Origin of the sequence: Mycobacterium sp. E183, from assembly GCF_001667735.1 — a bacterium.
Classification (GTDB): domain Bacteria; phylum Actinomycetota; class Actinomycetes; order Mycobacteriales; family Mycobacteriaceae; genus Mycobacterium.
The window spans coordinates 58,638-71,491 of record NZ_LZJN01000136.1 but is presented as its reverse complement, the minus strand read 5'-3'; the positions used below and the strand labels follow the sequence as shown (position 1 = coordinate 71,491).

13 protein-coding genes are annotated in these 12,854 nt (G+C 70.7%); 11 read left to right on the top strand and 2 right to left on the bottom strand.

All coding sequences use genetic code 11. The features are described from left to right. Positions 1–54: 54 nt before the first annotated feature. The gene (locus A5691_RS14935; RefSeq protein WP_082950330.1) at positions 55–597 is read left to right on the top strand and encodes a DUF4232 domain-containing protein; all 543 of its coding nucleotides are present in this window, start codon (positions 55–57) and stop codon (positions 595–597) included. Between the two features lie 6 nt (positions 598–603). Here the strand turns inward: A5691_RS14935 and A5691_RS14930 are convergent, their stop codons facing one another. Further along, the gene (locus tag A5691_RS14930; RefSeq protein WP_068015919.1) at positions 604–1,383 is read right to left on the bottom strand and encodes a hypothetical protein; all 780 of its coding nucleotides are present in this window, start codon (positions 1,381–1,383) and stop codon (positions 604–606) included. A gap of 73 nt (positions 1,384–1,456) precedes the next feature. Between A5691_RS14930 and A5691_RS14925 the strand changes: the two genes are divergently transcribed. From A5691_RS14925 to A5691_RS14905, 5 genes are read left to right on the top strand one after another with little or no spacing between them, the layout of a single operon-like run. Then, positions 1,457–3,076, top strand: coding sequence for an ABC transporter substrate-binding protein (locus tag A5691_RS14925; protein ID WP_068015887.1), 1,620 nt, complete (start codon positions 1,457–1,459; stop codon positions 3,074–3,076). A gap of 4 nt (positions 3,077–3,080) precedes the next feature. After that, positions 3,081–4,007 carry an ABC transporter permease gene (locus A5691_RS14920; protein ID WP_067749549.1) on the top strand — a complete coding sequence of 309 codons (927 nt, stop codon included), beginning with the start codon at positions 3,081–3,083 and terminating at the stop codon, positions 4,005–4,007. Then, entirely contained in the window at positions 3,973–4,863 is an 891-nt protein-coding gene (locus A5691_RS14915) for an ABC transporter permease (RefSeq protein ID WP_369830459.1), read from the top strand. Before A5691_RS14920 ends, A5691_RS14915 begins: the two co-directional genes overlap by 35 nt. Next, complete coding sequence (locus A5691_RS14910) at positions 4,851–6,476, top strand: ABC transporter ATP-binding protein (RefSeq protein WP_067890570.1); 1,626 nt, start codon at positions 4,851–4,853, stop codon at positions 6,474–6,476. The genes A5691_RS14915 and A5691_RS14910 overlap by 13 nt, the downstream gene beginning before the upstream one ends. A gap of 22 nt (positions 6,477–6,498) precedes the next feature. Further along, entirely contained in the window at positions 6,499–7,257 is a 759-nt protein-coding gene (locus A5691_RS14905) for an oxidoreductase (RefSeq protein WP_067749544.1), read from the top strand. Positions 7,258–7,695: 438 nt separating this feature from the next. On the opposite strand, the gene A5691_RS14900 is transcribed toward A5691_RS14905, so the two are convergent. Beyond that, positions 7,696–8,541, bottom strand: a complete 846-nt coding sequence (locus A5691_RS14900) for an HAD-IB family hydrolase (protein WP_067749543.1) — start codon at positions 8,539–8,541, stop codon at positions 7,696–7,698. A 481-nt stretch (positions 8,542–9,022) separates the two neighbouring features. Here A5691_RS14900 and ssd point away from each other — a divergent pair, with 481 nt between their 5' ends. From ssd to A5691_RS14875, 5 genes are read left to right on the top strand one after another with little or no spacing between them, the layout of a single operon-like run. Continuing rightward, positions 9,023–10,072 carry a septum site-determining protein Ssd gene (gene ssd, locus A5691_RS14895; protein WP_067749585.1) on the top strand — a complete coding sequence of 350 codons (1,050 nt, stop codon included), beginning with the start codon at positions 9,023–9,025 and terminating at the stop codon, positions 10,070–10,072. After that, positions 10,069–11,229, top strand: coding sequence for a TadA family conjugal transfer-associated ATPase (locus A5691_RS14890; protein ID WP_067749541.1), 1,161 nt, complete (start codon positions 10,069–10,071; stop codon positions 11,227–11,229). Before ssd ends, A5691_RS14890 begins: the two co-directional genes overlap by 4 nt. Beyond that, a complete protein-coding gene (locus tag A5691_RS14885; protein ID WP_067749539.1) occupies positions 11,226–12,029 on the top strand; it encodes a type II secretion system F family protein in 804 nt (267 codons plus the stop codon). Before A5691_RS14890 ends, A5691_RS14885 begins: the two co-directional genes overlap by 4 nt. Continuing rightward, positions 12,026–12,622 carry a type II secretion system F family protein gene (locus A5691_RS14880; protein WP_197504922.1) on the top strand — a complete coding sequence of 199 codons (597 nt, stop codon included), beginning with the start codon at positions 12,026–12,028 and terminating at the stop codon, positions 12,620–12,622. The genes A5691_RS14885 and A5691_RS14880 overlap by 4 nt, the downstream gene beginning before the upstream one ends. A gap of 18 nt (positions 12,623–12,640) precedes the next feature. Then, positions 12,641–12,841: a DUF4244 domain-containing protein gene (locus A5691_RS14875; RefSeq protein ID WP_067890577.1), complete on the top strand. Its 201-nt coding sequence runs from the start codon at positions 12,641–12,643 to the stop codon at positions 12,839–12,841. Positions 12,842–12,854: the final 13 nt, after the last annotated feature.

Sequence of the window (12,854 nt, the reverse complement as noted above, 5' to 3'; positions counted from 1 at the left end):
AGGGAAGCTTCAAATTCAGGTCGAACCGCAGCCCCATGACGGATAATCACCGGTGTGCCCGGCCAGCGGCGGCGCATCCGCCGACTCGTTCCCAGCTTCGCCGCGGCCGCAACGGTTTACGCGGCCGCCGCCCTGCCGGGGCCAGCGGCGTGGGCCGTCCCGATCGACACCGCCGACGCACCAACCCCGTGCTGGTCGGACCAGATCGCCGTCACCGCATCGCCGACCCAGGCCGCCGTGGGCCACCGCGGGGCCACGCTGGTGTTCAGCCTTGCCGGCGGCGCGGAGCCCTGCACGCTGACCGGATATCCCGGCGTCGACTCGGGGTCCGGCGGACCGCTGATCCACGCCCAGCCCACCCTGCGCGGCTACATGGGCGGCCTACCCGGCGGCGCCGACGTGCCGCCCACCGTGATCCTGTCCCTGTCCACCCAGGCGCAGGCCGTGGTGGAGGGGGTGGCCATCGACGCGAACGGCGAGCCGTGCCCGACCTACACCGATCTGCTGGTCAATCCGCCGGACACGACCGTCGTGCTGAGCGTGCCGGCCACCATCGACGCCTGCGCGCTGCAGGTGCATCCGGTGACGCCCGTCTGAGCGACGTTACGAGTCGGCCCTCGCCAGGCAATACACGCGGGCCGGCTCCGGGTAGCTGACGCCCTTTGACCCTTGCGGGCATTGGGTTTTGTCCGTGCTGCCATCGATGCGCTGCACGATTTTCACCTGTACCCGGTTTGAGTCGCCGCAGTCGCCCGGCCTCAGGCTCACGGCTTCGCCGTCGCTGATGTACAGATAGCAACGGCCCTGTTGCAGGTTGATGAGAAAGCACAGTGTCGTCGAGTGGTTGCTCGCACGCTCGTAGATCGAGTGCTCCCGTTTACCGTCGGGGCAGCTGTCCGAGGCATTCCCCTTGAACGCGAGTTCGTAAGTCGCCGCGGGGTCGCTACAGCCGCTGATCAGGCGGGCGTCGAAACGGTTTGCCCGGTAATCACTTTCGCTGATGCAATCGCCCACCCGCAGCAAGGACTCGTCCTTTTGGCTCGAGATCGCGCGCGCGGCGTGGCTGACGATCCCGAACCCGCCCAGCGCCACCAAGACCAAACCGACGGTGATCAGCGTGGTGGCGGACTTGCTCGTCCGCGGCCGCGGCGGGGCCCCGGGCGGGTAACCGGGATGGGGCCAACCGGGGTAGCCGATCGCCTGCGGTGGCGGGCCCGGGGGATACGGGTAGGCGGGCGGGGGTTGCTTTCGGCGGCCACGCGAGAGCTCCCACAGCCCGATCACCAGACAGATCAAGCCGGCCGTCGGGAGGCCGAGCAAGAACATCAGCCCGCCCGCGTGCACGGCGGAATCCTCGGCGGAGGCAAGATACGCGACGACCACCACGGGATCGTAGGTCGCCGAAGCCCGTGCGGGCACTTCACCGCCGCTGCGCGGCAGGCCCTAGGGTCGGGTCATGCACCGGATGCGGGCCGTGGCGGCCACCGTGGTCGTGGCGCTCGCCGCGCTCACGGGTTGCGGCGGCGGGGCCCTGAGCCCCGAGCTGGTGGTGGTCAACGGCGGGGAACCGCCGAACCCGCTGGTTCCGACCGGCACGAACGACAGCCTCGGCGGGCGAATCCTGGATCGGCTGTTCGCCGGCTTGGTGTCCTATGACGCCGCAGGCAAACCCTCACCGGAAGTGGCGCGGTCGGTCGAGACCACCGACAACGTCAACTACCGGATCTTGCTCAAGCCCGGCTGGAAGTTCACCGACGGCTCGCCGGTGACGGCCCATTCGTTCGTCGACGCGTGGAATTACGGCGCGCTGAGCACCAATGCCCAACTGCAACAAAGCTTTTTCAGCCCGATCGTCGGGTATGACGAGGTCGCCGCCCTGACCGCAGACGGGAAGCCGGCCCGGACCACCATGTCCGGGCTGCAAGTCGTCAACGATCTCGAGTTCGACGTGCGGCTCAAGGCGCCGACCGTCGACTTCACGTTGCGGCTGGGACACAATGCCTTCTACCCGTTGCCGGAAAGGGCTTTTCGGGACATGGCCGCGTTCGGCCGCAACCCGGTCGGCAACGGCCCCTACGAGTTGGCTGACGGTCCCGACGGGCCGGCCTGGGAACACAACGTCAAGATCGACCTGAAACCCAACCCCGACTACCACGGCAATCGCAAGCCCCACAACAAGGGCCTGCGGTTCGAGTTCTACGCCAACCTCGACACCGCCTACGCCGACCTGCTGTCGGGCAATCTCGATGTGCTGGACACGATTCCGTCGAGTGCACTCACAATCTACAAGCGTGACCTGGGCGGCAACGCGGCCAGTGGACCGGTCGCGGTCAGCCAATCGCTCGACACGCCACTGCGGCTGCCGCATTTCGGCGGCGAAGAAGGCCGGCTGCGCCGGTTGGCGTTGTCGGCTGCGATCAACCGGCCACAGATCTGCCGGCAGATCTTCAACGCCACCCGCAGCCCTGCCCGCGACTTCACCGCGAGCTCGTTGCCCGGATTCGATCCGCACATCCCGGGCAACGACGCATTGGACTTCAATCCCGAACGGGCCCGCCAACTCTGGGCGCAGGCCAACGCGATCTCGCCGTGGAGCGGGCGCTACTTGATCGCCTACAACGCCGACAGCGGCCATCAAGAGTGGGTGGACGCGGTGGCCAACAGCATCAAGAACGTGCTGGGCATCGACGCCGTCGGCGCGCCGCACCCCACGTTCGCCGGTTTCCGCACCCAGATCACCAACCGCACCATCGATACCGCGTTCCGCGCCGGCTGGATCGGCGACTACCCGTCGATGATCGAGTTCCTCGCCCCGCTGTACGCCACCGGAGCGGGATCCAACGACGTCGGATACTCGAACCGGGACTTCGACGCCGGCCTCGCCGCCGCCGAGGCCGCACCCGACCTGCAACAGGCGGACGTGCTGGTCAATAAGGCCCAGCGGATCCTGTTGCGCGACATGCCCGCCGTGCCGCTGTGGTACTACATCGCGGTGGTCGGATGGTCGTCGCCGGTGAGCGGCGTCAAGCTCACGTGGAACGGTCTGCCCGACTACGAGAACATCGTCAAGGCGTAACGGCATGGGTTCCTACATCGCGCGCCGGATCGCCGTCATGGTTCCCGTCTTCCTCGGCGCCACGTTGCTGATCTACGGCATGGTGTTCCTGTTGCCCGGCGACCCGGTGGCCGCGATCGCCGGGGACCGCCCGCTGACGCCCGAGGTCGCCGCGCAGCTTCGGGCCCGCTACCACCTCGACGACCCGTTCATCGTCCAGTACCTGCGCTACCTCGGCGGCGTCCTGCACGGTGACTTGGGCCGCTCCTACTCGGGGCTGCCGGTGAGCGACGTTCTCGCACACGCCTTTCCGGTGACTCTGCGGCTGGCGCTGATCGCCCTGGTCGTCGAAGCGGTGCTGGGCATCGGCTTCGGGGTGATCGCCGGGCTGCGCACCGGCGGGATCTTCGACTCGACCGTCCTGATCGCGGGGCTCGTCATCATCGCGGTCCCCATCTTCGTGCTGGGGTTTCTGGCCCAGTTCGTGTTCGGGGTGAAGCTGGGCATCGCACCGGTCACGGTGGGCGAGAGGTCGACGATCGGGCGCCTGCTGCTACCCGGCGTCGTGCTGGGTTCGGTGTCGTTCGCTTACGTGGTGCGGTTGACCCGGTCGGCGGTCGCCGCCAACGCGCACGCCGACCATGTCCGCACCGCCACCGCAAAGGGGTTGTCCCGGCCGCGCGTGGTGACCGTGCACATCCTGCGCAATTCGCTGATCCCGGTGGTGACGTTCCTGGGGGCGGACCTCGGGGCGCTGATGGGCGGAGCCATTGTCACGGAAGGAATTTTCAACATCCACGGCGTCGGCGGTGTGTTGTATCAGGCCGTCACCCGCCAGGAGGCGCCGACCGTGGTGTCGATCGTGACGGTGCTGGTGCTGATCTACCTGATCACCAACCTCGCGGTGGACCTGCTGTATGCCACGCTGGATCCGAGGATCCGGTATGGCTGAGCGCAGCGGCTTCTGGCGCGACACGTGGCGGGGGCTGCGCGGCCGGCCGAAGTTCGTCTTCGCCGGCCTGCTGATCCTGTTTATCGTTGCGGTCGCCACGTTTCCGGCGTTGTTCACCGGGGCCGACCCGAGTTACGCCGATCCCAGCCAGAGCCTGCTTCCGCCATCGGGCGCGCACTGGTTCGGCACGGACCTGCAAGGCCACGACGTCTACGCCCGCACCGTCTACGGCGCGCGGGCCTCGGTCACCGTCGGCCTGGGGGCCGCGATCGTGGTGTTCGTCGTCGGCGGCGCGCTCGGCGCGCTGGCCGGCTTCTACGGGGGCTGGGTCGACACGCTGGTCTCCCGCGTCAGCGACGTCTTCTTCGGCCTGCCGCTGCTGTTGGCGGCCATCGTGCTCATGCAGGTCATGCACCACCGCACGGTGTGGACCGTCATCGCCATCCTCGCCTTGTTCGGCTGGCCACAGGTGGCCCGCATCGCCCGCGGATCGGTGCTCTCCGTGCGCGCCAGCGATTACGTGCTCGCCGCGAAAGCATTGGGGCTGAGTCGCTTTCAGATACTGCTGCGCCACGCGCTGCCCAACGCACTGGGCCCGGTCATCGCGATGGCCACCATCGCCCTGGGCGCCTTCATCGTCACCGAAGCCACGCTGTCCTACCTGGGCGTCGGGCTGCCGCCGACGGTGGTCTCCTGGGGTGGCGACATCAACCTCGCCCAGACGCGGCTGCGGGCGGGCTCGCCGATTCTGTTCTACCCGGCCGGCGCGTTGGCGATCACGGTCCTGGCGTTCATGATGATGGGTGACGCGTTGCGCGACGCCCTGGACCCGGCGTCCCGAGCGTGGCGGCCGTGACCGGCGCGCCGTTGCTGGCCGTCGAGGGGCTCAGAGTCAGCTTCGGCGATCACGCCGCCGTCCGCGGCGTGGACCTCACCGTCCTGCCGGGCGAAACCATCGCGGTGGTCGGCGAATCGGGATCGGGGAAATCCACCACGGCGGCCGCGATCCTCGGGCTGCTTCCCCCCGGCGGGCGGATCACCGCCGGGCGCATCGTCTTCGACGGTTCCGACATCGCCGGCGGCAACCGACGGACGCTGCGCGCCATCCGGGGGCGCGAGATCGGCTACATTCCACAGGACCCGATGAGCAATCTCAACCCGGTCTGGAAGGTCGGTTTCCAGGTCTCGGAAGCGTTGCGGGCCAACACTTCCGACCGGCGGACGCGGCGGCGCGCGGTCGAGCTGCTCGGTCAGGCCGGCATGCCGGACCCGGCGAAACAAGCGGGCCGCTACCCGCACCAGCTGTCCGGCGGCATGTGCCAGCGCGCACTGGTCGCGATCGGGTTGGCGGGCCGGCCGCGGCTGCTGATCGCCGACGAGCCGACGTCGGCGCTGGATGTCACCGTGCAGCGTCAGGTGCTCGACCACCTGCAGGGGCTGACCGCGGAACTCGGCACCGCGCTGCTCCTGATCACCCACGACCTGGCGCTGGCCGCAGAACGCGCCGGGTCCGTCGTCGTGATGCGCGAGGGCGCCGTGGTGGAATCCGGTGCGGCGCGGTCGATCCTGCGCGAGCCGCAGCACGAGTACACCCGGCGGCTGGTGGCCGCCGCGCCGTCGCTGACGGTGCGGAGCCCCGCCCGGCCGCGTCCGGCGGACGACGGCGGGTCCGACGCGGTCCTGGTCGCCTCGGAGCTGACCAAGGTCTACCGCGACTCGCGCGGTGTGCCGTGGAGACGGGCGGAAGTCATTGCGGTGGAGGGAGTTTCGTTCGGCCTGCGGCGGGCCAGCACCCTGGCGATCGCCGGCGAATCGGGGTCGGGCAAATCCACCCTGGCGCGAATGGTGCTCGGCCTGCTGGCGCCAAGCTCCGGCACCGTCGTCTTCGACGGCACCCGCATCGACGCCGCGCTGAGCCGGGACCAGCAACTGGCCTTCCGGCGCCGCGTGCAGCCGATCTTTCAAAACCCCTACAGCAGCCTGGATCCCATGTATACGGTGTTTCGCGCCATCGAGGAACCGCTGCGCATTCACCGCGTCGGCGACCGCCGGCAGCGCGGGCGCGCGGTGCGCGACCTCGTCGACCAGGTGGCCCTGCCGTCGTCGGTGCTGGGGCGGCTGCCCCGTGAGCTGTCGGGCGGCCAACGGCAGCGGGTGGCGATCGCCCGTGCGCTGGCACTGCGGCCCGACGTGCTGGTCTGCGACGAGGCGGTCTCCGCGCTCGACGTCCTGGTGCAGGCGCAGATCTTGGATCTGCTGGCCGACCTGCAAACCGAGCTGGGCCTCGCCTACCTGTTCATCAGCCACGACCTGGCGGTGATCCGGCAGATCGCCGACGACGTCTTGGTGATGCGCGCCGGCCGCGTGGTGGAGCGGGGCGCCACCGAGGAGCTGTTCACCCGCCCCCGGCACGAATACACCCGCCAGCTGCTGGAGGCCATCCCGAAGGCGCCGACACCCGATCGTTGAAGCCGGGATAGGTTGGCAACCTGTGACCGCCGATCCACTGGCCCCGCTGATGGAGTTGCCGGGCGTCGCCGAGGCCAGTGACCGGGCCCGCGACGCGCTGGGCCGCGCCCATCGCCACCGGGCCAACCTGCGGGGCTGGCCGGTGACCGCCGCCGAGGCGGCGTTGCGGGCCGCGCGCGCCTCGTCGGTGCTGGACGGCGGCCCCGTTCGGCTGGAGGACCTCGCCGATGCGGCGGTGGTCAGCGATCCGGTGTTCGGTGGGGCGCTGCGGGTGGCGCAGGCGCTGGAGGGCGGCGAGGGTCCGCTGGTCGGGGTGTGGCGGCGGGCCCCGCTGCAGGCGCTCGCGCGGCTGCACATGCTGGCGGCGGCCGACCAAGTCGACGAGGAGCGGCTGGGCCGGCCCCGCGCCGATGCCGGCGTCGGGCCGCGGCTGGAGTTGCTGGCGGATTTGGTGAGTGGTGGCACCGAGGCACCGGCGCCGGTGGTCGCCGCGGTCGCGCACGGCGAGCTGTTGACGCTGCGGCCGTTCGGCAGCGCGGACGGCGTGGTGGCCCGCGCGGTCTCGCGGTTGGTGACCATCGCCAGCGGGCTGGACCCGCACGGGTTGGGGGTACCCGAGGTGAGCTGGATGCGCCAGCCCGCCGACTATCGCGATGCGGCGCAAGGCTTTGCGGATGGAACTCCGGCCGGGGTGGGGGCGTGGCTGCTGCTCTGCTGCCGGGCGATGCGAGCCGGTGCACAGGAGGCGTTGACGATCGCGGAGTCGGTGTCGAGCCGGTAGCTGGATCGGTAGCCGGCGCCGGGCGAAAACACCGCCGGACAATGTAAAGCGGGCGACGTCCCGAAGGATTCGGTCCGCCGCCCGCTAACACGGAGCTCGGTTACCATGCGTGCATTTCGGGGCTGCGTGGGTTGGCCTCGGCGATCTTGCGATACTTCCGGTTGCAACCCCACCCAAAGGGCCGTCGACACCGTCCGTATTTCGCAATTACGCAGGCCCGCAACACTTCTGCCATTATCGCGGCTATGACTCCGCGTGGGTGCCGGGTTCCGTGCTGGGCGCCCGGTTCGGGAGAACGATCCTTCTCTTCCGGATCGACCTTGGCCTCATCGGGCTTCCGTGGTTCCTTTGTACTACTAGACCTCTAGCGCAGCAAGGCCCAATTTTGTTCGAAATCGCGCACCGATGCGGAAATGCGTTTGCTGCGAAACGCGGGGCCTAGAACGCGAAGCGGCGCAGCAGCGAATAGGTGACCGCGCCGGCGGCCAACGCACTGACGCCCACCGCGGCGGTCGTCGCGATCGCGGCGCCCGACGGTGCCGGGATGCGGTCGCGCAGCGACACCGGCCGGGAGAACGACAGCACCGGCCAACCGCGCTCGACGGCTTCCCGGCGCAGCCCACGGTCGGGATTCACCACGCTGGGGTGGCCGACGGACTCGAGCATCGGCAGGTCGGTGATCGAGTCGGAGTAGGCGTAGCAATGCTCCAGCGGGTAGCCCTCGCGGGCGGCCAGCTCGCGGATCGCCTGCACCTTGCCCTCGCCGTAGCAATAGAACGCTATCTCCCCGGTGTACCGACCGTCCTCGACGACCATGCGGGTCGCCATCGCGTGGGTGGCGCCAAGCGCACGGGCGATCGGCGCCACGATCTCCTCGCCGGAGGCGGAGACCACGACGACGTCGCGGCCGCACAATTTGTGCGCGGCGATCAGGTCCGCCGCTTCGGCGAACACCAGCGGCGTCACGATGTCGTGCAGAGTTTCGTTGACGATCGACTTGACCTGTTCCACGTCCCAACCGGCGACCATGTTCGTCATGTGGATGCGCATCCGGTCCATCTGGTCATGATCAGCACCGGAGAGCAGATAGATGAACTGGGCGTAGCTGGATTTGAGCACGGCGCGGCGGTTGAGCAGTCCTTGGTTGAAGAATGGTTTGCTGAAAGCCAGCGTGCTGGACTTGGCGATGATGGTCTTGTCTAAGTCGAAGAAGGCCGCTGTGCGGGCGCGGGGAGCGGTGGTAGCCGACGTGTGCTGCTCCTCGGCCGGGTCGAAGACGGTCACCGCCCCAGCATAGGTGGGTCGTCGGTCCGGGCTGCGGTTCTGGGACCGAAATGGCCGCTCAGCAAAGTGGGACCGACGGTAACGGCAGTGTTTTTGCGGCTCAACGTGTTCTTTCATAGAAAGAGCTATTGCGTTACCGCCGCTTGTCATGTGTATAGTAAGCATTACTCGGCCTGAGCCGAGGGTGTATCAGCCCGACCCCCCGGGGCTGATGCACGACGACCCTCGCCTCCTCCCCCCCTGGCGGGGGTCGTCCCTTTTCTGGGGTAAATTCCGCCGACACCGGGCCGTCTGGCGCGGCCGTCCGATTGGTTGCGGGCTTTCCGCATCGTGTGCGCCGCCCGACGTGTTTGTGCACACTCGCGTCTCTCTCCACAAATCCGCAGTTTGGGACTGGTGTCCAATATCGCGGGCCCGCAGAGTGGGGCACGTGACGAGCACCTCGCTGGCCGACGCGACGGCTCCCGCGGGCGTGCTCGCGATGCTGGCGGACCCGGAGCTGCGCCGCGACTTGGAGCGCGTGGCCGCGGCCGTCGGCGTCCGGGTAGTCCATGCCGGTGGCGTCGTGAGCCGCAAGACGTGGTCGGCGGCGGCGGCCGTCGTGCTGGACGAGGCGGCGGCCGAACGGTGCGGGCGGGCGGCGCTGCCCCGCCGCGCTCACGTGACCGTGCTGGCGGCGGCCGACCCGGCGACCTCGACATGGACGGCGGCCGTCGCCGTCGGCGCCGAGCACGTGCTGCGGCTGCCCGAGCGGGAGCGTGACATGGTGCGCGCGCTCGCAGAGGCGGCCGAATCGTCGCGCGACGACGGGACTCGCGGCGCGGTGGTCGCGGTCATCGGGGGATGCGGCGGGGCCGGCGCCTCGACGCTGGCGGTCGGCTTGGCGCACGCGGCGGCGGACGCGCTGCTGGTGGACCTCGACCCATGGGGCGGCGGGATCGATCTGCGGCTTGGCGCCGAGAACGCGGCGGGCTTGCGCTGGCCGGACCTGGCGCTGCAGGACGGCCGGCTCAGCTGGTCGTCCGTGCGGGCGGCGTTGCCGCGGCACCGGGGCATCAGCGTGCTCTCCGGCACCCGGCGCGGATACGAGCTGGCGGCCGGCCCCGTGCACGCCATCGTCGACGCCGGCCGCCGCGGCGCGGTGACGGTGGTCTGCGACCTGCCGCGCCGTCTCACCGATGCGGCGCACGCCGCGCTGGATGCCGCCGACCTCGTCGTCGTGGTCAGCCGCTGCGACGTGCCGGCGTGCGCCGCGACGGGTGCGCTGGCGCCGGTGCTCGCCGCGGTCAACCCCAACGTGGGATTGGTGGTGCGCGGTCCATCACCGGGTGGGTTGCGGGCAGCCGAGATCGCCGAGATCGCCGGGCTGCCGTTGCTGGCGTCGGTCAAAGCACAGCCCCGGGTCGCCGAGCAGCTGGAGCGAGGCGGCCTGCGTCTGGGGCGGCGATCTACGCTCGCGGCGGCGGCTCGGCAGGTGCTGGCGGTGCTGCCGCGCGCGTCGGGGCCGGCACGAAAAGGCGAGGCCGCGTGAGTGGTTCGCTGATCGACCGGGTACGGGAGCGGCTGGCCGCCGAATCCGCGCCGCTGGGGGCCAACGTCGTGGCCGCCGCCATTCGGGCCGAGTCGGGCGGCATGCTCGGCGATACCGAGGTGCTGGCCAACCTGCGGGTCTTGCAGACGGAGCTCACCGGCGCCGGCATCCTCGAGCCGTTGTTGTGCGCCGACGGCACCACGGACGTGTTGGTCACCGCGCCCGACGCGGTCTGGGTTGACGACGGAAATGGCTTGCGGCGCACGCAGGTCCGGTTCGCCGACGAAGCGGCGGTGCGGCGCCTGGCGCAGCGGCTGGCGCTGGCGGCCGGTCGCCGGCTGGACGACGCGCAGCCGTGGGTGGATGGCCAGCTGACCGGGATCGGCGCCGGGTTCGCGGTGCGATTGCACGCCGTGCTGCCGCCGGTGGCGGCCGCGGGCACGTGCCTGTCATTGCGGGTGCTGCGGCCGGCCAGTCAGGACCTGGCGGCCCTGATCGCGGCGGGCGCGCTGGCGCCCGAGGCCGCCGCGATGGTCGCCGACATCATCGCCGCCCGGTTGGCCTTCCTGGTGTGCGGCGGAACAGGAGCGGGCAAGACGACGCTGTTGGCGGCGATGCTCGGCGCGGTCGCGCCCACCGAGCGGATCGTCTGCGTCGAGGATGCCGCCGAGCTGGCGCCCCGGCACCCGCACCTGGTGAAACTCGTCGCGCGGTGCGCGAATGTCGAAGGCATCGGCGAAGTTCCGGTGCGCCAGCTCGTTCGCCAGGCCCTGCGGATGCGGCCGGACCGCATCGTGGTCGGCGAGGTGCGGGGCGCCGAGGTGGTGGACCTGCTCGCGGCGCTGAACACGGGCCACGACGGGGGAGCGGGCACGGTGCACGCGAACAACCCGGCCGAGGTCCCCGCCCGGCTGGAGGCGCTGGGCGCGCTGGGCGGTCTCGATCGCGCGGCGCTGCACAGTCAGCTCGCCGCGGCCGTGCAGGTGCTGTTGCACGTCGCGCGCGACCGCAGCGGGCGGCGCAGGCTCGGCGAGGTCGCCGTTCTTCGCCAGGTCGCGGGGCGGGTGCGGGCGGTCACCGTGTGGCGTGCCGACGAAGGCATGACCGACGAAGCCGAGCTCTTACACCGCGTGCTGCGGGGCAGGTTGCCGGCATGAACGGCCCGGCCACCGGTGCGCTGCTGTTGGCGCTCGCGCTGCTCGTGCTTCCGGCGTCGCCGCGGCGCCGCCTGGCGCCGATGGCGTCGAACCGCCGGTGGCGCCCGGTCGCCGGGCCACGCGAGGCGGCTTGCCTTGCCGTGGTCGCCGTGGGTGCGGCCGCGGTGTTGTTACCGCTGACGACGGTGCTCGCCGTCGCGGTGGTCGGCACGACCGCGAACCTGCGCTATCGCCGCCGCCATCGCACCCGGTGCGCCCAGCGCGAGGGGCAGGCGCTGGAAGGTGCGCTCGACGTGCTCGTCGGTGAGCTGCGTGTCGGCTCCCACCCGGTGCGCGCGTTCGGGGTGGCTGCCGGCGAAACCGCCGGTGCGGTGGCGGAGTCGTTTCGGGCGGTCGCGGCCCGGGCCAGGTTGGGGGCCGACGTCGCGGCCGGCCTACGCGCCGCGGCGAAATCGTCGGCCCTGCCCGGGCATTGGGATCGCCTCGCGCTGGGCTGGCAGCTGGCCAGCCAGCACGGTCTGGCGATCGCCACCCTGATGCGCGCCGCGCAGCGCGATATCGCCGAGCGGCAACGATTTTCGGCCCGGGTGACGTCGAACATGGCCGGCGCGCGGGCGACCGCGGCGATCCTGGCGGGTCTGCCGGCGCTCGGCGTGCTGCTGGGCGAGCTGATCGGCGCGCGACCGTTGGCCTTCCTGTTCAATGGGCGCGCGGGTGGCTGGCTGTTGGTGGTGGGTTCGGCGCTGGCGTGTGGCGGCCTGTTATGGGCCGACCGCATCACCGATCGGCTCGGGTCGTGACCACGGCGGCGGTGTTGCTGGCTGTGGCGGCGTGGATCGGTCCGGGCCCGGCGCTGGTGCGAACGCGGGCGCGCGCACCGGTCCGCCGGCATCGGCCGCGCTCGGGGCGCGGGATGGCGAACGGCCCCGACCCGTTGGCGGTCGCGTCCTGTCTCGACGTGCTGGCGGTGTGCCTGGGCGCCGGCATGGCCGTGGCCGCCGCCGCGTCCGCCGCCGCGGCGTCCGCCCCGCCCGCGCTGGCCCGCGTGCTGCGGCGCGCCGCCGACCTGCTGGCGTTGGGCGCCGATCCCGTTGTCGCCTGGACGATCTCGCCGGATCGGCGGCCGCACGAGGCCGACGCGCAGGTCGAGGCGTTGTTGCGGCTCGCTCGGCGTTCGGCGGCCTCGGGTGCGGCGCTGGCCGAGGGAGTCGCCGAGTTGGCCGAAGACTCCCGGCACGGTGCCGCGCACGCGGCCACCTCCGCCGCCGAACGCGCCGGGGTGCTGATCGCCGGGCCGCTCGGGTTGTGTTTCCTGCCGGCGTTCGTGTGCCTGGGAATCATTCCCGTGGTGGCGGGGCTCGCCGGCGAAGTCTTTCAATCGGGATTATGGTGAAGAGAAAGGGAAGCATTGCTGCACAACATTTTTCGGGCGCTGATCGCGCGCCTGACGGTCGTGGTGTCCGACGAGTCGGGCATGTCCACGGTCGAATACGCCATCGGCACTGTGGCGGCCGCCGCCTTCGGTGCGATTCTGTACACCGTCGTCACCGGGGACTCCATCGTGTCGGCGCTGACCAACATCATCGGTCGCGCGCTCAACACCAAGGCCTGACCGGCAGTGCGGG

Bases quoted from the DNA above. Each gene is read 5' to 3' on its own strand.
- A5691_RS14915 (WP_369830459.1), top strand. From the start codon at position 3,973: ATGCCACGCTGGATCCGAGGATCCGGTATGGCTGAGCGCAGCGGCTTC.
- A5691_RS14885 (WP_067749539.1), top strand. From the start codon at position 11,226: ATGAACGGCCCGGCCACCGGTGCGCTGCTGTTGGCGCTCGCGCTGCTC.
- ssd (WP_067749585.1), top strand. From the start codon at position 9,023: ATGCTGGCGGACCCGGAGCTGCGCCGCGACTTGGAGCGCGTGGCCGCG.
- A5691_RS14920 (WP_067749549.1), top strand. From the start codon at position 3,081: ATGGGTTCCTACATCGCGCGCCGGATCGCCGTCATGGTTCCCGTCTTC.
- A5691_RS14925 (WP_068015887.1), top strand. From the start codon at position 1,457: ATGCACCGGATGCGGGCCGTGGCGGCCACCGTGGTCGTGGCGCTCGCC.